Consider the following 17,591-nt stretch of genomic DNA (forward strand, 5'->3'; position numbering starts at 1 on the left):
CAGGGCGCCGTTGGCCCCCCGGCGGGTCGCCAGCCGCGCACCGCCCTCCGCGCCCCCGAGCATCCGCGCCGGCAACCCTGCCCCGCTGAGCCGGGACGGCGCCCCCGGCCACTTGTCCACGGTGAGCTCGAGCGCCAGCGCACCGGCCGTGGCCACCTTGGCCGCCGTCGAGGTCCGTCCCGGCCCCGGACCCGACGGCGCGCTGAGCACCGGGCCGGCGAAGCCCAGGCTGTTGCGGCTGCCGGCCGCCAGGCCCAGGAGTGCCGAGCGCAGCACCGCACGCCCATCGGCCGGGCGGCGCGGCGTGCCGATCTCGCGGTCGGTGGGCGTCGCCTCCAGCACCGCCTGGACCGCCACCCCGTAGGCCAGGTGCGCGCCGGCGTCCGCGATCCGGTCGGCGGTCGGCCGGGTCCGCAGGTCGCTGATCCCGAGCCGCACGGCGGGGAGCTCCGCGGCGGCCGTCGAGGCCGCGCCCGCGAGCACGGCGCCCACCGGGGCCGGGAACCGGACTCCGTACGACCGCGCCGCGCTGGCCAGCACGCCGACGCCCAGGCCGTTCGCGATGCCGGTGAGCGCGCCCAGTGCGGTGCGGCGCGACTCGCGCGAGGCACCGGAGCCGGGCACCCGGCGTCCGACGCGGTCGGCCACCGCGTCGACGACCTGCTCGGGCACGCTGCTCGCCGGCCGGCCGCGGAGCGCCATGTCGAGACGGTTGACGGCGTCGAGTGCCACGGTCCCGGCCGCGCCGGCGGCCAGTCCACGCGCGAAGGTCCCGGTCATGCCTCGACCCTGCGGGGGCGGGGCGGAGTCGGCAACCGCCCGATCAGCCGAGGAGTGCGGCGACGGCGCGGTGAGCGTCGCGGATGCAGGCCGGGACACCCACACCCTCGAAAGCCGCTCCGGCGATCTCCAGGCCAGGCACCTCGGCGACGGCCGCACGCACCGCCGCGACCCGGCCGGGATGACCGACGAGGTACTGCGGCAGCCCGCCGCCCCAGCGGATCAGGGCAGTCTGCACCGGTTCCGGGCGGGTCAGGCCCAGCAGCTCGGCGACGTCGTCGACCACGGCGCCGACGAGCTCGTCGTCGTCCCGCTGCAGGTCGCTCTCGGCGCGGAAGCGACCGACCGACGAGCGGACCAGCAGCACCTCGCCGCCGTCCAGGTGCGGCCACTTCGCCGAGGAGACCGTCACGCCCTTGACCAGCCGGCCGGTCACCGGCGGGACGAGCAGCCCCGACCCGGCGGCGACGTCCTGGGCCGGGAAGGCCATGGCGACGACGGCCATCGACGCGTACGGGATGCCCCGCAGGGGCTCGACCACCCCGGGGACGACGTCGCGCAGCAGCCGGGCCGCCTTGCCCGCCGGGGCGGTGACGAGCACCGCGTCGGCGGTCAGCAGCTCGGGCTCGGCCGCGGACCCGATCGAGAGCTCGACGCCGGTCGCCGTCCGCCGCAGGCCGTGGGCCGGCGTGCGCAGCCGGACGTCGGCGCGGGCCGCCTCGGCCAGCGCCGCTGGGAGCGATCCGATGCCGTCGGAGACGGTGACGAACACCGGGCCGTCGGCGTCGCCCCGGCTGCGGGCGCCGGAGTCGCGGGCCGCGGCCGCCGCGCCGAGCACCGAGCCGGCAGCGGGTAGGTGAGCGGCCAGCGCGGGCATGGTGGCCTGAAGGGAGAGCTCGTCGGCCCGGCCGGCGTAGACGCCGCCCAGCAGCGGCTCGACGAGCCGGTCGACCACCTCGTGGCCCAGCCGGTCCCGCAGCAGCCAGCCGACGGCGACGTCGCCGTCCAGCCGGACCGGCGGGAGGTCGGCCTCGGCGCGCACCCGGGCCAGGCCGTCCGCGGACAGGAAGCCCTCGAGCCCCTCGGCCGAGGCGGGCACGCCGAGGACGGTGCCGGCCGGCAGGGGGTGGCGGCCGTCGGGCAGCACGACCGAGGCCTGGGTCGTCGCCGGCGCGACCAGCTGGTCGCTCAAGCCCAGCGCCTCGACCAGCGCGACGGCCTCGGGCACCCGGGCCAGCATCGCCTCGGGCCCGGTGTCGTACCAGTGGCCGGCCAGCTCGATGCGGTGCAGCTTGCCGCCGATGCGGTCCCCGGCCTCCAGCACGACGATCTCGTCGTCGGGCCGGCGGCGCCGCCACTCGAAGGCGGCGGCCAGGCCGGTGATGCCGGCTCCGACGACGACGAACCGGCTCATCGGGCCGTCGGGGTGGCGGGGCGGAACAGGGTCATCACTCCGTGAGCTCGTGGACCAGCTCGGCGACGTGGGTGAGGACGCCGGGATCGGTGTCGGGCAGCACGCCGTGGCCGAGGTTGAAGATGTGGCCCCGGGCAGCCTTGCCCTGCTCGACGACCCGGCGCACCTCGCGGTCGACGGTGGCACGGTCGGCCAGCAGGACGGCGGGGTCCAGGTTGCCCTGCAGCGACCGCTGCGGACCCACGCGGCGGGCGGCCTCGTCCAGCGGGATCCGCCAGTCGACCCCGACGACGTCGGCACCGGCGTCGCCGATCAGCGGCAGGAGCTCTCCGGTGCCCACGCCGAAGTGGATGCGTGGGACGTCCCGGTCGCCCAGGCCGTCGAACACCGCCCTCGAGTGCGGCAGCACCCGCTCGGCGTAGTCGACCGCCGAGAGCACCCCGGCCCACGAGTCGAACAGCTGGACGGCGACGGCCCCGGCGTCGACCTGGGCGCGCAGGAAGATCGCCGCCGACACCGCGAGCTTGTCCAGCAGCCGGCTCCACGCCTCGGGCTCGGCGTACATGAACGCCTTGGTGCGGGCGTGCTCCTTGGAGGGCCCGCCCTCGATCAGGTAGGTCGCGAGCGTGAACGGCGCCCCGGCGAACCCGATGAGCGGGGTGGCGCCGAGCTCGGCGACCAGCCGGCGTACCGCCGTCTCCAGGAAGCCGAGCGCGTCGGGCTCCAGGGGCGGCAGCGCGTCGACGTCGGCGACGGAGCGGACCGGCTTGTCGATCACCGGGCCGATGCCGGGCTTGATCTCGACGTCCATGCCGGCCACCACCAGGGGCAGCACGATGTCGGAGAACAGGATGGCCGCGTCGACACCGTGCCGGCGGACCGGCTGCAGGGTGATCTCGGTGACCATGTCCGGGTCCTGGCAGGCGTCGAGCATCACCGTGCCGGCGCGCAGGCTGCGGTACTCGGGCAGGGACCGGCCCGCCTGGCGCATGAACCAGACCGGGGTGCGGCCGACCGGCGCCCCTCGGGCGGCGCGGACGAGGTCGGACTCGGCCGGGGATGCCGACGGGACCGGGGCGGGTGCGGTGCTCACGACTGTCGATCCTCCCAGACGCCTCGCGAGGCGTTCCCCCACCGGAGACTCCCTGCCCGGGTAGGGCGCGTCGTGGGCGTTGTGCCGGTCGGCGACCTACCCTGCGCACGTGGAGCCGCATCTCCTGGCCGACGCCGGGAACAGAGGCACGAACGGGGGCGGAACCGAGCCCCCCGCTCCGTTCCGTGCCGCCCTGGACGCCCTGGCCGGTGTGCGTGCCCGGCCGGAGATCGTCCTGGAGCACATCCCGGCTCCGCAGCGGCTGGCGCCGTGGGCGCACGCGATCGGCGCCTCGGTGAGCGAGCCCGACGGCGACGAGGAGGTCGAGATCGCCAGCGCGCGGTTCATCGTCCTCTACGACCCCGAGGGCCACGAGACCTGGCACGGGACCACCCGCTGCGTCGGTTACCTCTCCGCCGAGACCGACGAGGAACTCGTGGACGACACGATGTTCTCGGAGGTGGCCTGGAGCTGGCTGACCGACGCGCTGACCGAGTCCGGCGCCGAGCACGCCACCGTCGGCGGCACGGTCACCCGCACGGCCTCGACGCGTTTCGGGGAGCTGGCCGGGCCCGAGCACTCGGTCGACGTCGAGATGCGGGCCTCGTGGACCGCGGGCGACACGGCGCTGGACCGCCACCTGCAGGCCTGGCTCCAGGTGCTGGCCAACGCGGCCGGGCTGCCGCCGCCCGGAGTGACGCTGCTGGGGTCCGGCGGGGAGAGCCACTGACCGCCCCGGCGGCGAGACTCTCTACCATCGCTTCCGGTACGCCGGACCCCGCCCGGCGCCGAACGACGAGGACCGGCGAGAAGGTGGACGGCAACTGAGCACCGAGCCCACTCCCCCGCCGGCGGAGGACGTCGCGGCGGACGAGTCCACCGCGATCCCGCTGCTCGCCCCGCGCGACGGCCTGCCCCCGGTCATCGAGAACTCCACCCAGCTCGTGGAGTACGCCCAGGCGCTCCGCGAGGGCACCGGGCCGGTCGCCGTCGACGCCGAGCGGGCGTCCGGCTACCGCTACGGCCAGCGCGCCTACCTCGTGCAGCTGCGCCGCAGCGGCTCGGGCACCGGCCTGCTCGACCCGATCCCGCTCCCGGACCTCTCGGTCATCCAGGAGGCGATCGCCGACACCGAGTGGGTGCTGCACGCCGCCAACCAGGACCTCCCCTGCCTCGGCGAGATCGGCCTGGTGCCCGGCCGCATCTTCGACACCGAGCTCGCCGCGAGGCTCGCCGGCCTCCCGCGGGTGGGCCTGGGCGCCGTCGTCGAGTCGCTGCTCGGGTTCTCGTTGGTGAAGGGTCACTCAGCCGCGGACTGGAGCACCCGCCCGCTGCCCGAGGAATGGCTGGTCTACGCCGCCCTCGACGTCGAGGTGCTGGTCGACCTGCGCGACGCGCTCGCCGCGATCCTCGAGGACCAGGGCAAGACCGAGTGGGCCCGGCAGGAGTTCGAGGCGATCCTCACCGCCGGCCCGCCGGCGCCGAAGGCCGACCCGTGGCGGCGCACCTCGGGCGTGCACGGCCTGCGCAGCCGCCGTCAGCTGGGCATGCTCCGCTCCCTCTGGGAGGCACGCGACGACCTGGCCCGGCGGCGCGACGTCGCCCCCGGCCGGGTGCTGCCGGACTCCGCGATGGTGTCCGCGGTCCAGGCCGACCCGAAGAACGAGGGCGCCCTGCTGGAGCTGCCGGTGTTCCGCGGGCGGGCCAACCGCCGGCTGGTGGCGCACTGGTTCACGGCGCTCGCGCGCGGCAAGTCGATGCCCGAGGACGAGCTGCCGCCGCAGAGCAAGCCGGGCGACGGTCCGCCGCCGGTGAACCGGTGGGCCGACCGCGACCCCGCCGCGGCCACCCGGCTGCAGGTGGCCCGCGCGGGTCTGGCCGAGCTGTCGGAGAAGCACACCGTGCCGGTGGAGAACCTGCTCGCCCCCGACCTGGTGCGCCGGCTGATGTGGCACCCGCCGGAGCCCCGCGAGCGCGACACCGTGGTCACCGCGCTGCGTGCGGGCGGGGCGCGCGAGTGGCAGATCGACCTCACCGCCGACCTGCTCACCGACGCCGCCACCCGCGCCTGACACGTCGGGCCGGATCGGGACCACTGCGCGACGCCACAGCCGCCGTGTGCACCGGCTCCGCCGCTGCACGGTGGCTCTCGCGCCCGGGACCTCGTCCTCGCGGTAGGGCAGTCACCCTCGCGGTCGACAGCGAGGTCCACTGCGATGCGGCGCGGACGAGCGTCTCCGGCGTGGACCGTTCACGTCACGTGCAGGACACCGCGGACAGACCGGTCGACCGGGCTCAGCGGAACTTGTGGGTGAGGCTGTCCATCGTGCGGTTCACCGAGGCCACCTTGATGTGCGAGAGCCCACCGCTGGCGCCGGCGGCGATCATCGCCTCGTGCGCCGCCCGCAGGGTCGCCCACACCTCGTCGGCCTCGCCCTCGAGCGTCGTCCCCAGCGCGCCGACTTCGTAGCGCAGCCCCGACGCCTGGATCACCGCGATCGCGGCCTCCACGTGGGCGTGCGGGTCGTCGGGGGTCCCGGGCGGCGAGGGCGCCACCTGGATCTCCGCGATGACCGTCACTGCTGGGCGCCGTCCACGGGCTCGACGACGTGGTTGTCGGTCCGCTCGCCCAGCTTGGCACTCCACTCGGCGATCCGGCGGGCCACGTCCTGCTCGGTGAGCCCGGCGTCGGCGAGCACCTGCCCGCGACTGCCGTGCTCGAAGAACTGCTGCGGCAGCCCCAGCGCCCGCACGGGGACGTCGATCTCCCGGTCCTGCAGCGCCTGGCTCAGCGTCGTCCCCACTCCCCCGGCTCGCCCGCCGTCCTCGACGGTGACCACGAGCCGGTGGCCGGCCGCCAGCCCGACCAGGGCGTCGGACACCGGGAGCACCCAGCGCGGGTCGACGACGGTCACGTCGATCCCGTGGTCGGCGACCCGCTCGGCCGCGGCCAGGCACATCGGGACCATCGCGCCCACGGCGACGAGCAGCACGTCGGCGCGCTCACCCCGGCGCAGGACGTCGACCGGGCCACGGCGCTCCAGCGCGGGCACGTCCGGCGGCAGCGAGCCCTTGGGGAACCGGACCACCGAGGGGCCGTCGGTGACCGCGACCGCCTCGCGCACGGCCTCCCGCAGCGTCGCCTCGTCGCGCGGCGCGGCCACCTGGATGCCGGGCACGACCGAGAGGATCGACATGTCCCACATGCCGTTGTGCGAGGCGCCGTCCTCACCGGTCACGCCGGCGCGGTCGAGGACGAGCGTCACCGGCTGGCGGTGCAGCGCGACGTCCATGAGCAGCTGGTCGAACGCCCGGTTGAGGAACGTCGAGTAGACCGCGACGACCGGGTGCATGCCCGCCATGGCCAGGCCGGCGGCGGAGGTGACCGCGTGCTGCTCGGCGATGCCGACGTCGAAGGTCCGCTCGGGGAACCGCTCGGCGAAGGCGGCCAGGCCGGTCGGGTGCAGCATCGCCGCGGTGATGGCGACGACGTCGGGCCGCTCGGTGCCGATGCGCACGAGCTCGTCGGAGAACGCGTCGGTCCAGGCGAGGCCGGTCTTGCGCACGCTCGCGCCGCTGTCGGGGTCGAAGATCCCGGTGGCGTGCCAGGCGTCGATCTGGTCGGTCTCGGCCGGCGGGTAGCCGTAGCCCTTCGTCGTGACGGCGTGCAGGATGACCGGCCCGCCGAACGAGCGGGCCCGCCGCAGCGCGGACTCCATGACCTCGATGTCGTGCCCGTCGACGGGGCCGACGTACTTCATGCCGAGGTCCTCGAACATCCCCTGCGGCGAGAGGACGTCCTTGAGGCCCTTCTTGATGGCGTGCAGCGCGTCGTAGAGCGCCGAACCGACGACGGGCGCCCGGTGCAGCGCCTGGCGCACCTGCAGCAGCGCGTTCTCGTAGCCGGGTCGCAGCCGCAGGGTGGCCAGCGCGTCGGCCACCCCGCCGATGGTGGGCGAGTACGAACGGCCGTTGTCGTTGACCACGATGACCACCGGGCGGTCCTGCGCGGCGGCGATGTTGTTCAGCGCCTCCCAGGCCATGCCGCCGGTCAGTGCGCCGTCGCCGATGACGGCGACGACGGGACGCGAGTCACCTCGGATGGCGAAGGCCTTCGCCAGCCCGTCGGCGTAGGACAGCGACGTCGAGGCGTGGCTGTTCTCCACCCAGTCGTGCTCGCTCTCCGACCGGCTCGGGTAGCCCGACAGACCGCCGCGCTGACGCAGCCGCTCGAAGCCCTCGACCCGGCCGGTGAGCATCTTGTGCACGTAGGACTGGTGACCGGTGTCGAAGACGATCGGCTCGCGCGGGCTGTCGAACACCCGGTGCAGCGCGACGGTCAGCTCGACGCAGCCGAGGTTGGGGCCCAGGTGGCCTCCGGTGCGCGCCACGCTGGTGACCAGCGCGTCGCGGATCTCCGCCGCCAGGGTGGGCAGCTGATCGGCCGGCAGGGCGCGGAGGTCCTCGGGGCCGGCAAGCGAGCGCAGGAGCGACACGGTGGGGTGTCTTCCTCTCCGTCGGCGGCAGGTGCGCGGTCGTGGGTGCGGCAACCGGCGTGCGGCCGCTGGTCAACTGTACGTGCGGACACCGATCTCTTCCGGTCCAACGGCGCTCCCGGACGCACCTCACACGGTGCGATCCACCGGCACGATCTACAGGCGGGGCACCCAGCGCTCGCCGCGCAGGGCGCCGGCGACGACCTCCACGCCGCGGGCGGCGGCCGCCAGGCGCGCACCTTCGCGCTCGTACGCCCGCATGGCCGCCTCGATGGCGTCCGCCGGCAGTTGGTCGGCGAGCTCCACGCGGACCGTCCGCCAGCCCGCTCGCGCCGCCTCCAGCCCTGCCGCGACGTGGTCACCGGCGAACCGGGCGAGCAGCACCGGGTACCGGCGCAGCACCTCGTGCGCCCGGTAGTCGGGCGGCACGAGGTCGAACAGCCAGGCGACCGCCGTGCGCTCCCAGTCGGGCGCACCCGGCGGACGGACCTCCTCCGGCCAGCCCGGCGGCATCGTCGCGTCCACGCACCCATGGTGCACCACGCATCGAACGAACGTTCGACAGTGGCCCTCCCCCGCAGGAGGTTCTGCTACTTCTGGCGCTTGAGCCAGAACTGTTCGAAGCCCCAGGTGCCCGCACCGCTGGAGTGGTAGCTGACCAGCTCCCACCCTTCGGCGCCGAGGCTGTTGAGCACCGAACTGGTGTCACCCTGCTGACGTTCCGACTGTCCGCCGGGGAGCTTGACGCTCACACCGGCCCGCTGCGACTCCGCGTCGTTGGCGGTGATGACCGAGGCGTATTCCCATGTGGGCACACCCGAACGTTAGCCAACCCGCCTCGCGGCGGTGTGCCGGGGACGCCGCCGACACCCGATCGACCCGGGGCAGTTCCGGGGAACTCGTCACCGTCGAACTGAGCGGCGACCCCGCGAACCCCGAGGCGCGGATCTCCCGCCGTCCGCGCAGCCGCATGGTGCTCCACGACCGGGGCAAGGGGCGCCGGATCGTCGAGAGCGTCATCCGGGCCCTCCGGGAGTGACGAGCTACGCGCCAGGCACCGGCAGCGCCACGCCGTCTCGGTCCGGCAGCACGACCGGGCAGTCGCCGGGCAGCGGGAGCGGCGCCACGACCTCGCACAGCGCCGGGTCGATCTCCAGCAGCTCACCGGTCACGCAGTCGAGCGTCCCCTGGCCCGGCCTGAAGATCGTCTTCGTGTCCACGCAGGGGATCAGCCCGCCGGGCAGCAGCTCGCCGAGGGGATCGAGCAGGCCGGGATTCGGGTTGCCCTGCCCGTTGCCGGACTCGCCCGGGGTGAAGGCTCGCGGCGCGTCCGTGACCGGTGCGGGCAGGCGGTCCCCCGGCGCCGGCGGGATCGGCGGAGGGGCCTCGAGCGCGACCGGCCCGGGCCCGGCGACCCGCGGACCCGGCGGAGGCTCCGGCGGCGGCACGAACTCGCCGGGCATCGGAGGTGCTGCCTCGGCCTGCTCGATGATCGAGGGCATGTCGCCCAGGTACTCCGGCTCGTCCTTCGGAGCAGCTGCATAGCCGCCGAGTGCGACGAGGGCGACGACGCCCAGGATCACACCGGTTCGAGCCATGCGGGAACGCTACGCCCCGGAGCCCCCGGGCGGGAGGTCGATCACACCGGCACCAGCAGGGCCACGCACTCCACGTGCGCCGTCATCGGGAAGGCGTCGAACCCGCGGATGCCGGCCAGCCGGTAGCCGGCCTGACCGAACGCGGCGACGTCGCGTGCCAGCGCTGCCGGGTCGCATGCCACGTAGACGACGGCCCGCGCACCGGTTCGGGCCAGCAACCGGCTCACCGCCTGACCGGCCCCGGCGCGCGGCGGATCGAGGACGACGACGTCGGGCGGGGTGCCCAGCTCCTCGAGCAGCTCGCGCAACCCCTCGGCGTCCACCTCGCCCTGCCAGACCTCCGCGTGCGGCAGGTCGGCCAGGTTGGCGTCCGCGGCGGCGCAGGCCCCCGGGTCGGCCTCGACGCAGACCACCCGACCGGACTCCGTCACCCCCGGCGCCAGCGCGCCGCCGAACAGCCCGGCTCCCGCGTAGAGGTCGAGCACCGTCTCCCCCGGCCGGACCGCCGCGAACTCCGCCACGGCGGCGACCAGCGCGTCCGCGGCGGCGGGGTGCACCTGCCAGAAGCCGGTGCCCTCGACCTCCCAGTCACGTCCACCCGCCCGCCGCTCGGCCCGCGTCACCGGCTCCTCGGGCTGGTCGCCGGTCCGGACGACGCGGCTCGACGTCGCCCGTCCCCTGCGGTCGAGCCGGCTGGTGGTCACCGCGCCCGTGGAATCGATCGACACGTCGACCGCACCCGCGCCGGGCCACCGCCGCCCGAGGACCGCCTGGGCCGCGGGCTCCACGGTGATCGGGCAGTCGTCCAGGACGACGACGTCGTGCGAGCGGTGCCGCCGCAGGCCCGGCGCCCCGGTCCGGTCGACGGCGAACCGCGCGCGGGACCGCCACCGCAGCGGACCGCCGGGCAGCTCCTCCACGGTCAGCGCGACGTCGTCGACGCCGGCGAGACGGCTGAGCTGTTCACGGACCACGGACTCCTTGAGCCGGCGCTGCTCGGCCGGGTGCACGTGCTGCCAGTCGCAGCCCCCGCACCTGCCCGGTCCGCTGTAGGGGCACGGCCGCTCGACCCGCTGGGCGGAGGCCTCGAGGACCTCGATCGCGTCGGCCCGGCAGAAGGCGGGATGGCGGTCCTCGGTGACCCGCACGACGACCCGTTCCCCGGGAAGGCTGTGCCGGACGAAGACGACCCGCCCCTCGTGCCGGGCCACGCAGTGCCCGCCGTGCGCGACCGGACCGACCGTCACCTCGAACTCGCGGCCCGCCCAGCCGAGGCCCCGCTCGTCGCGGGCCCCGGAGCGGCGGGGTCCGGAGCGGCGGGGTCCGGAGCGGCGGGGTCCCCTCTCAGCCATAGGGCGACACGTCGGCATCCTCGTCGGGGTAGCCGCGCCCCAGGTCTCCGGGCGTCGTCCGGTCCTCACCGGCGTCCCGCCCGATGGAGCTCTCCAGCTGCCACGGGACGGTCGTGATCATCACGCCGGGCTGGAACTGCAGCCGGGCGCGCAACCGCAGCGCGCTCTGGTTGTGCAGCGCGTTCTCCCACCAGTGGCCGACGACGTACTGCGGCACGAACACGACGACGAGCTCGCGCGGGCTGCTCCGCCGGATGCCCTTGACGAAGTCGACGACCGGCCGGGTGATCTCGCGGTAGGGCGACTCGACCACCGTGAGCGGCACCGGGATGTCGAACCGCTCCCAGTCGAGCTGCAGCTGCCGGGTGTCGGCGTCGTCGACGTTGACCGTCAGCGCCGTCAGCGCGTCGGGTCGGGTGGCCCGGGCGAAGGCCAGCGCCCGGAGCGTCGGCTTGTGCACCTTGGACACCAGGACCACGGCGTGCACCTTGCTCGGCAGCATCCGCGCGTCGGCGTCGGGCACCAGTTGCGCGGAGACGTTGGAGTAGTGCCGGTTGATCGCCTTCATGAGGCCGATCAGTAGCGGCATCGACACGAGCACCAGCCAGGCGCCGTGGGTGAACTTGGTGACCACGATGATCGCCAGGACGACGGTGGTGAACGTGCCGCCGACGAGGTTGATCACCTGCGACCGCCGCATCCGGGCCAGCACGGCCGGGTCGGTCTCCAGCCCGCGCTCGCGGTTCCAGTGCCGGACCATGCCCCACTGGCCGATCGTGAACGCGGTGAAGACGCCGACGATGTAGAGCTGGATCAGCCGCGAGACGTCCGCGTCGAACGAGACGATGAGCAGGATCGCGAACCCGGCGAGCAGCAGGATGCCGTTGCTGTAGGCCAGCTTGTCGCCGCGGGTGTGCAGCTGGCGCGGCATGTAGCGGTCCTGCGCCAGCACCGAGCCGAGCAGGGGGAACCCGTTGAACGCGGTGTTCGCGGCCAGGATCAGCACCAGGGCGGTGGCGGCCTGGACGGCGAAGAAGCCGATCGACGTCTCGCCGCCGAAGGTCGCCGCCGCCAGCTGGGCGATGACGGTGCGCTGCGGCTCGGTCTCGCACCCGGTGAAGCCGGTCAGGTCGCAGGGCTGTTCGACGTACTTCACGTCGGCCAGCAGCGCGAGCGAGCTGACGCCGATGAACATGACCGCGGCGAGGCCGCCCATCCAGGCCAGCGTGGTGGCGGCGTTGCGGCTCTTGGGGGCCTGGAACGCCGGGACCCCGTTGGCGATCGCCTCCACCCCGGTCAGGGCGGTGCACCCGGAGGCGAAGGCCCGCAGCGTCAGCAGGATCAGCGCGAGCGCGCCCATCTCCCCGTAGCCGGACTCGGGGGTGACCCCGTACGCGGCGGTCTCGGCGACCAGGCCGCTGTCGGTGACGAAGTACCGGACCAGCCCGGTGCCCACCATGACCAGGATCGCCGTGACGAACAGATACGTCGGCGCGGCGAAGGCCCGGCGGGACGCACGCAGCCCCCGCAGGTTCAGCGCCGCGATCAGCGCGACCAGTCCGACGGCGATGGCCACGCGGTGCTCGTTCAGCGAGGGGAACGCGGAGATGATGTTGTCGGTGCCCGCGGAGACCGACACGGCGACGGTGAGCACGTAGTCGACCAGGAGCGCACTGGCCACCACCAGCGCCGCGGCGGGCCCGTGGTTCTGCCGGGCCACCTCGTAGTCGCCGCCGCCGGACGGGTATGCCCTCACCACCTGCCGGTAGGACAGCACGAGCGTGCCCAGCAGCAGGACGACGAGAGCGGCCAGCCAGGGCGTCAGGTAGAGGTACGCCGTACCGGCCAGCGTGAGGACGATCAGGATCTCCTGCGTGGCGTAGGCCACCGAGGAGAGCGGGTCGCTGGCGAAGATCGGCAGGGCGTAGCGCTTGGGCAGCAGCGACTCGCCCAGGCGGTCGCTGCGCACGGCCCGTCCGAGGACGAGCCGCTTCGGGAGATGTCCGAGGTCGGACAGCGTCGGCACGGCGGCGATGGTACGGACGCCGGGGCTGCGATCGCGGTCGGCGGGCCGGACCCTCCACCGGAGGGTGAGACGGCCGGTCGCGCGCCGGGCGGAGGTGCGCGCGGGTGTAACTTCGCGCCCGGTGCGCGGGCGGACGGCCGCCGGCGCGACGGAACCCGTGGGGGCTGCTCGTGCACGTGGTCGTCATGGGCTGCGGTCGGGTCGGCTCGACCATCGCCCGCCGGCTCGAAGAGGTCGGGCACAGCGTCGCGGTGATCGATCAGGACCCCGCGGCCTTCCGCCGGCTGGGGCCGGACTTCGGTGGACGGCAGATCACCGGCCTGGGCTTCGACCGGCAGACGCTGCTCGACGCCGGCATCGACTCCGCCGGCGCCTTCGCCGCGGTCAGCAGCGGGGACAACTCGAACATCATCAGCGCCCGCGTGGCCCGCGAGACCTTCGGCGTCCAGCACGTCGTCGCGCGCATCTACGACGAGAAGCGCGCCGAGGTCTACGAGCGGATGGGCATCCCGAGCGTCGCCACCGTGCCGTGGACGGTGAACCGGCTGCTGCGCGAACTGCTGTCGGTCAAGGTCAGCGAGCTGTGGCGCGAGCCGACCGGCACGGTGCTGCTCATGCGGGTGACGGTCACCGAGGGATGGGTGGGCCGACGGCTGAGCGAGCTCGAGACCGCCTCCGGCGCGCGCGCCGCGTGGCTGGTCCGGTTCGGGGAGTCCCAGCTGTCCACGTCCGGCACGGTGCTCCAGGACGGCGACCAGCTGGTCCTGGCCGTCACCGACGAGATCACCGAGCGGGTGCACGAGGTCGTCGAGCGCGCGCCTCAGGGGGGCGAGCGCTGATGCGGGTCGCCATCGTCGGCGCCGGCGCCGTCGGCCGCTCGATCGCCGGGGAGCTGCTGGCCAACGGCCACACCGTCATGCTGATCGAGAAGGACGGCCGCAAGGTGCGCACCCGTTCGGTGCCCGGAGCGGAATGGGTGCAGGCCGACGCCTGCGAGGTCTCCTCCCTCGAGGAGGCGCAGCTCGCGACGTGCGACGTCGTCGTCGCGGCCACCGGCGACGACAAGGCCAACCTGGTCTTCTCGCTGCTGGCCAAGACCGAGTTCGCCGTCAACCGCGTGGTCGCCCGCGTCAAGGACCCGCGCAACGAGTGGCTGTACACCGAGGCCTGGGGCGTCGACGTGGCCGTCTCCACCCCGCGGGTGCTGGCGGCCCTGGTCGAGGAGGCGGTGACCGTCGGCGACGTCGTCCGGCTGATGAGCTTCCGCAAGGGCGCGGCGAACCTGGTCGAGATCACCCTCGCCGAGGACACCCCCTGGGCGGGCCGGGCGCTGGGCGAGGTGCCGCTCCCGCGCGAGACGGTGCTCACCGCCATCCTGCGCGGCGAGCGGGTGATCACGCCGTCGAACGACGAGCCGCTGGAGGCCGGGGACGAACTGCTGTTCGTCACCCATGCCGAGGTGGAGGACCAGCTCAAGGAGGTCCTCGCGCCCCGGACCGGCGACGGCTGAGCCACCTCAGGCCGGCGGGCGGTCCTCCGTCGTCGTGCCGGGTGGGCACCGGTGGCGGTGCAGCCGGGACACGACCCACAGGGTCACCACCACCTCGACGGCTGTGACGGGGACGCCGAGCAGCAGCGACACGATGCCCAGGTCGGTGGCGTCGGTGCCCTCGCTGCGGAGGTACAGGAAACCCTGGACCCCGGCGCGCAGCAGGAACACCGCGGCCCACATCACGGTGAGCCAGCCGTAGGCCCGCAGCAGCCGCGGGTCCTCCCGCCAGGGTCGCTCGGGCTCGGGATCCGGCCCGGCGCGGCGGGGAACGGCGTCGCGCTCGGCGTGCAGGGTGGCGCGAGCGCTGTCCACCCGGCCGCGCATCCCCGGGAACGCCGACCCGGGAGCCGCCATCGCCCCCAGGTGGCTGGGGGCGAGGAACTCCGCCACGACCCCGACCAGCGGACGGCGGAGCGCCACGGAGCCGAGCAGGACGAGCGTGAGGGCGGCGTTGCGCAGGATGCCGGGGACGTAGAAGTCCCGCGCCTGCCCGGTGGCGGCGGCGATGGCGACCGCGACGCCGACGGCGAACAGACCGCTGACGGCCTGCTGCACGCTCTGCCTCCGGGCCAGCCGCAGCCCGAAGATGAGCAGCGCGGCGCCCAGCGCGGTCCAGATGCCCGTCCGGAGCCCGCCGATCCCGTTGGCCACGATGAACGCGATGGTCGGCACCGTCGCGTCGACCATGCCGCGCCAGCCGCCCAGCTGCTCGAGCACCAGGTGCCGGTCGAACACGATCGAGGACCCGCCGGTGTCGTCGGCCGGACCGGCGGTCGGCGACCGGTCGTCGTCCGGGGACGGCCCCGGACTGCTCGTACCGGTCGTGTCGCCCGTCGAGGTCACGCGTCCTCCACCTGCCGCCGGTCGGCTGCCGGCTCCGTCGTACCCACCAGCGGGGCCCGCGGCACGTCGGTGCCGGGCGGGGTGGCGCTCAGCTGGAGCTCAGCTCGTACCGGGGGTTGTAGATGACCCGCCGGCCGTCGAAGGCGCCGAACCGGCCGCGGGCGGTGAGCGAGCGACCGGGCTCGATGCCCGGGATGCGGCGACGGCCCAGCCAGACCAGCGTCACCGAACCCGACCCGTCGAAGAGCTCGGCCTCCAGCGTGGGCACGGTCTCCCGCGGCGTGTACACGACCGACTTCAGCCGGCCCGTCACCGTGACGAGCTCGCCCTTGCGGCACGAGCTCACGGGCTCGCAGCCGGCGCTGGCCGATTCCGCCCGCAACTCCTCCGCGTCGACGGTCGCGTCGTCGGCGGTCAGGCGTTGCAGCGTCCGCGACAGCCAGCCGGCGGGACGGGTCTCGGTCACGGCTCCAGGGTAGTGCCGTCCGGCGCGGGGGCGGCGCCGGCGTTCCCCCCGGACGAGGGGGCCTGCGCCGCGGCTCCGGCCGCTCGGCCGGCCGCCTGCTGCTGCTGCGCGATCCGGGCCGCCGTCTCCGGCGGCAGGGCCAACGGGAGCGCCTCCCGGACCGGCATCGGCTCGGAACCCCGGACGACGACGATCGCGCGGAAGGCGTCCTCGAGCGCAGCAGCCGCTTCGGGGCTGGACGCCGCCGGCCCGCTGATGGTTCCGCGCAGGAACCAGCGCGGCCCGTCGACCCCCAGGAACCGTGCCGGACGACGGACCGGCTCCGGCGCCGCCTGCCCGGGCTGCGCGGGCGGCGCGGTCATGACGGTGCCGGCCAGCTCCGCGCCGAAGGGACCCTCGACCTCGCGCAACGAGGCGCCCTGCCCGGAGGCGGTCCGCGCGATCTCCTCCCGGACGTCGTCCCAGATGCCCGCGGCCCGCGGGGCGGCGAAGGCGGCCACCTGCAGCAGCGAGTCACCCGAGCGCAGCGTCGCGCCGATCACCTGCTGCTGCGGGTTCAGGTCGACCCGCAGCTCCATGCCGGGGCGCGCGGGCAGCCGCAGCGCTCCCAGGTCGAGCCGCTGGATCCCGTCGTCGGGGGCGTCGGCGACGTCCCAGGGGCCGGTGGTCTCCTCCACCTCGTGCTCGCGGACCTGCGGCTCCGGCGGCACGCCGCGCTCGCGCAGGCTGCGGTCGATCCGGTTGCGTCGTCGTCCGAACGGCATGTCAGCCCAGCTCCTCGTCCACCGTGGTCGCGAGCCCCGAGGAGCCCCCGGTCGAGCCGTGCCCGCCCGCACCCCGCACGCTGCCGGGCAGCTGCTGCACCGGCACGAACCGGGCCCGGACCACCGGCTGCACCACGAGCTGCGCGATCCGGTCGCCGCGCCGCAGGGTGACCGGACGGGACGGGTCGAGGTTGACCAGGTTCACCTTGATCTCGCCGCGGTACCCGGAGTCGATGGTCCCCGGCGCGTTGACCACGCTCAACCCGTGCCGGTGGGCCAGCCCCGAACGCGGGTGGACGAAGCCGGCGTAGCCCTCGGGGATGGCGACGGCGACCCCCGTGCCGACGAGGGCCCGCTGCAGCGGGGCCAGCTCGACGTCCTCGGCGACGGTCAGGTCGGCGCCCGCGTCCCCGGGCAGCGCGTACGCCGGCACGGTGCCCTCGGCGGAGAGCAGGGAGACCGGCACGTCCACGTCGGACGGGGGGAGGTCGGTCACGTCCGCGACCCTATAAGGACCGGGCCCGTCCTCCGCGGGACCGGGCCGGGCGCAGGGAGCTCAGCGCTCGCCGCGGAGGTCCCGCAGCACGCGCGTGGCCAGGGTCTCGGTGGCCCGCCGGTTGCTCCGGCCGGCGAGCGCGGCGCCCAGCAGGAGGGGCGCCGCCGTCGGCACGTTGCGGGCCAGCCGCCCCCCGAGCCGCCGCCGGAGGGCACGCATGCCCGCGGCGCCCAGGAGGGAGCCGAGTCCGGCGGTGCCGTCGAGCGACCGCTGCGCCGACCAGCTGGCCAGGTAGGCGGTGCCGCGCGCGCGGGCGTCGCCCGTCGCGGGCCGGCCGTGCAGTTCGTGCAGCTCACCGATGAGCACCACCTCGACCGCGGCGGTGAGCACGGTCTCGGCGCCCAGCTCGAGCGGGACGGCGAGCAGCGACGGTGGCGCGAACCAGTGCGCGGCCGCCAGGCCGCCGGTGGCCGCACCGACGCCCGCGGTGAGCCGGGCGGCTCGGGCCACGAGCGCGTCGGCGATCTGCGCGTCCGACGCTCCCGGGTGGGCGGCCCGCAGCCGGTCGGCGTCCCGGACGGGAGTCGCGGGGCGGCGCGGCCAGGAGGTCCCCCAGGACCGCGCCCGGCGACCGGCCCGCGTCGCCGGCCGGGGGCTCGGACGTCCCCGCCGCACCGGCGCCGGGGTCGCGGCCGCCGACCGCCGAGCCGG

The 17,591-nt window shown here is 75.1% G+C and carries 19 protein-coding genes; 4 read left to right on the forward strand and 15 right to left on the reverse strand.

Annotated elements, in window-relative coordinates:
* The 3 genes from BN344_RS17325 to hemE all read right to left on the reverse strand — a co-directional run.
* On the reverse strand, positions 1-780 hold a 780-nt coding region (locus BN344_RS17325), incomplete at its 3' end, for a hypothetical protein (protein WP_040339727.1).
* 43 nt (positions 781-823) lie between these two features.
* Positions 824-2,194, reverse strand: coding sequence for a protoporphyrinogen oxidase (hemG, locus tag BN344_RS17330; RefSeq protein ID WP_040339728.1), 1,371 nt, complete (start codon positions 2,192-2,194; stop codon positions 824-826).
* Positions 2,195-2,228: 34 nt separating this feature from the next.
* Positions 2,229-3,287 carry a uroporphyrinogen decarboxylase gene (hemE, locus tag BN344_RS17335; protein ID WP_231486974.1) on the reverse strand — a complete coding sequence of 353 codons (1,059 nt, stop codon included), beginning with the start codon at positions 3,285-3,287 and terminating at the stop codon, positions 2,229-2,231.
* Between the two features lie 109 nt (positions 3,288-3,396).
* Here hemE and BN344_RS17340 point away from each other — a divergent pair, with 109 nt between their 5' ends.
* Together BN344_RS17340 and BN344_RS17345 are read left to right on the forward strand one after the other, a co-directional pair.
* Positions 3,397-4,017, forward strand: coding sequence for a DUF3000 domain-containing protein (locus BN344_RS17340; RefSeq protein WP_081788730.1), 621 nt, complete (start codon positions 3,397-3,399; stop codon positions 4,015-4,017).
* 154 nt (positions 4,018-4,171) lie between these two features.
* Entirely contained in the window at positions 4,172-5,359 is a 1,188-nt protein-coding gene (locus BN344_RS17345) for an HRDC domain-containing protein (RefSeq protein WP_040339729.1), read from the forward strand.
* 223 nt (positions 5,360-5,582) lie between these two features.
* On the opposite strand, the gene BN344_RS17350 is transcribed toward BN344_RS17345, so the two are convergent.
* The 7 genes from BN344_RS17350 to BN344_RS17380 form a co-directional block, all read right to left on the reverse strand.
* The gene (locus BN344_RS17350; protein ID WP_040339730.1) at positions 5,583-5,867 is read right to left on the reverse strand and encodes a thiamine-binding protein; all 285 of its coding nucleotides are present in this window, start codon (positions 5,865-5,867) and stop codon (positions 5,583-5,585) included.
* Positions 5,864-7,783: a 1-deoxy-D-xylulose-5-phosphate synthase gene (dxs, locus tag BN344_RS17355; protein ID WP_040339731.1), complete on the reverse strand. Its 1,920-nt coding sequence runs from the start codon at positions 7,781-7,783 to the stop codon at positions 5,864-5,866. Before dxs ends, BN344_RS17350 begins: the two co-directional genes overlap by 4 nt.
* Positions 7,784-7,939: 156 nt before the next feature.
* A complete protein-coding gene (locus BN344_RS17360) occupies positions 7,940-8,308 on the reverse strand; it encodes a hypothetical protein (protein WP_197022367.1) in 369 nt (122 codons plus the stop codon).
* Positions 8,309-8,373: 65 nt separating this feature from the next.
* Entirely contained in the window at positions 8,374-8,598 is a 225-nt protein-coding gene (locus BN344_RS17365) for a DUF4177 domain-containing protein (protein ID WP_040339732.1), read from the reverse strand.
* Between the two features lie 228 nt (positions 8,599-8,826).
* On the reverse strand, positions 8,827-9,381 hold the full coding sequence (locus BN344_RS17370) for a hypothetical protein (RefSeq protein WP_155858931.1): 555 nt from the start codon (positions 9,379-9,381) through the stop codon (positions 8,827-8,829).
* A 41-nt stretch (positions 9,382-9,422) separates the two neighbouring features.
* Entirely contained in the window at positions 9,423-10,751 is a 1,329-nt protein-coding gene (locus BN344_RS17375; RefSeq protein WP_331279642.1) for a class I SAM-dependent RNA methyltransferase, read from the reverse strand.
* A complete protein-coding gene (locus tag BN344_RS17380; protein ID WP_040339734.1) occupies positions 10,726-12,759 on the reverse strand; it encodes an APC family permease in 2,034 nt (677 codons plus the stop codon). The genes BN344_RS17375 and BN344_RS17380 overlap by 26 nt, the downstream gene beginning before the upstream one ends.
* Positions 12,760-12,929: 170 nt before the next feature.
* Between BN344_RS17380 and BN344_RS17385 the strand changes: the two genes are divergently transcribed.
* Positions 12,930-13,598 carry a potassium channel family protein gene (locus tag BN344_RS17385; RefSeq protein WP_040339735.1) on the forward strand — a complete coding sequence of 223 codons (669 nt, stop codon included), beginning with the start codon at positions 12,930-12,932 and terminating at the stop codon, positions 13,596-13,598.
* The gene (locus tag BN344_RS17390) at positions 13,598-14,269 is read left to right on the forward strand and encodes a potassium channel family protein (protein ID WP_040339736.1); all 672 of its coding nucleotides are present in this window, start codon (positions 13,598-13,600) and stop codon (positions 14,267-14,269) included. The genes BN344_RS17385 and BN344_RS17390 overlap by 1 nt, the downstream gene beginning before the upstream one ends.
* Before the next feature lie 6 nt (positions 14,270-14,275).
* Here BN344_RS17390 and BN344_RS17395 read toward each other — a convergent pair whose 3' ends face one another.
* From BN344_RS17395 to BN344_RS17415, 5 genes are all read right to left on the reverse strand, one after another.
* On the reverse strand, positions 14,276-15,154 hold the full coding sequence (locus BN344_RS17395; protein WP_231486980.1) for a DUF3159 domain-containing protein: 879 nt from the start codon (positions 15,152-15,154) through the stop codon (positions 14,276-14,278).
* An 88-nt stretch (positions 15,155-15,242) separates the two neighbouring features.
* Positions 15,243-15,620 (reverse strand): OB-fold nucleic acid binding domain-containing protein, encoded by a 378-nt coding sequence (locus BN344_RS17400; RefSeq protein WP_040339737.1) that lies wholly within the window; start codon positions 15,618-15,620, stop codon positions 15,243-15,245.
* The gene (locus BN344_RS17405) at positions 15,617-16,384 is read right to left on the reverse strand and encodes a DUF3710 domain-containing protein (protein WP_051516067.1); all 768 of its coding nucleotides are present in this window, start codon (positions 16,382-16,384) and stop codon (positions 15,617-15,619) included. The genes BN344_RS17400 and BN344_RS17405 overlap by 4 nt, the downstream gene beginning before the upstream one ends.
* Before the next feature lies 1 nt (position 16,385).
* Positions 16,386-16,880: a dUTP diphosphatase gene (dut, locus tag BN344_RS17410; protein WP_040339738.1), complete on the reverse strand. Its 495-nt coding sequence runs from the start codon at positions 16,878-16,880 to the stop codon at positions 16,386-16,388.
* Between the two features lie 60 nt (positions 16,881-16,940).
* Positions 16,941-17,591, reverse strand: a 651-nt coding sequence (locus BN344_RS17415; protein ID WP_040339739.1) for a hypothetical protein, incomplete at its 5' end; no start/stop codon positions are given.

The organism is Candidatus Blastococcus massiliensis AP3, from assembly GCF_000582785.1.
Classification (GTDB): Bacteria; Actinomycetota; Actinomycetes; order Mycobacteriales; family Geodermatophilaceae; genus Blastococcus; species Blastococcus massiliensis.

Bases quoted from the DNA above. Each gene is read 5' to 3' on its own strand.
- BN344_RS17390 (WP_040339736.1), top strand. From the start codon at position 13,598: ATGCGGGTCGCCATCGTCGGCGCCGGCGCCGTCGGCCGCTCGATCGCC.
- BN344_RS17405 (WP_051516067.1), bottom strand. From the start codon at position 16,384: ATGCCGTTCGGACGACGACGCAACCGGATCGACCGCAGCCTGCGCGAG.
- BN344_RS17370 (WP_155858931.1), bottom strand. From the start codon at position 9,381: ATGGCTCGAACCGGTGTGATCCTGGGCGTCGTCGCCCTCGTCGCACTC.
- BN344_RS17375 (WP_331279642.1), bottom strand. From the start codon at position 10,751: ATGCCGACGTGTCGCCCTATGGCTGAGAGGGGACCCCGCCGCTCCGGA.
- hemG (WP_040339728.1), bottom strand. From the start codon at position 2,194: ATGAGCCGGTTCGTCGTCGTCGGAGCCGGCATCACCGGCCTGGCCGCC.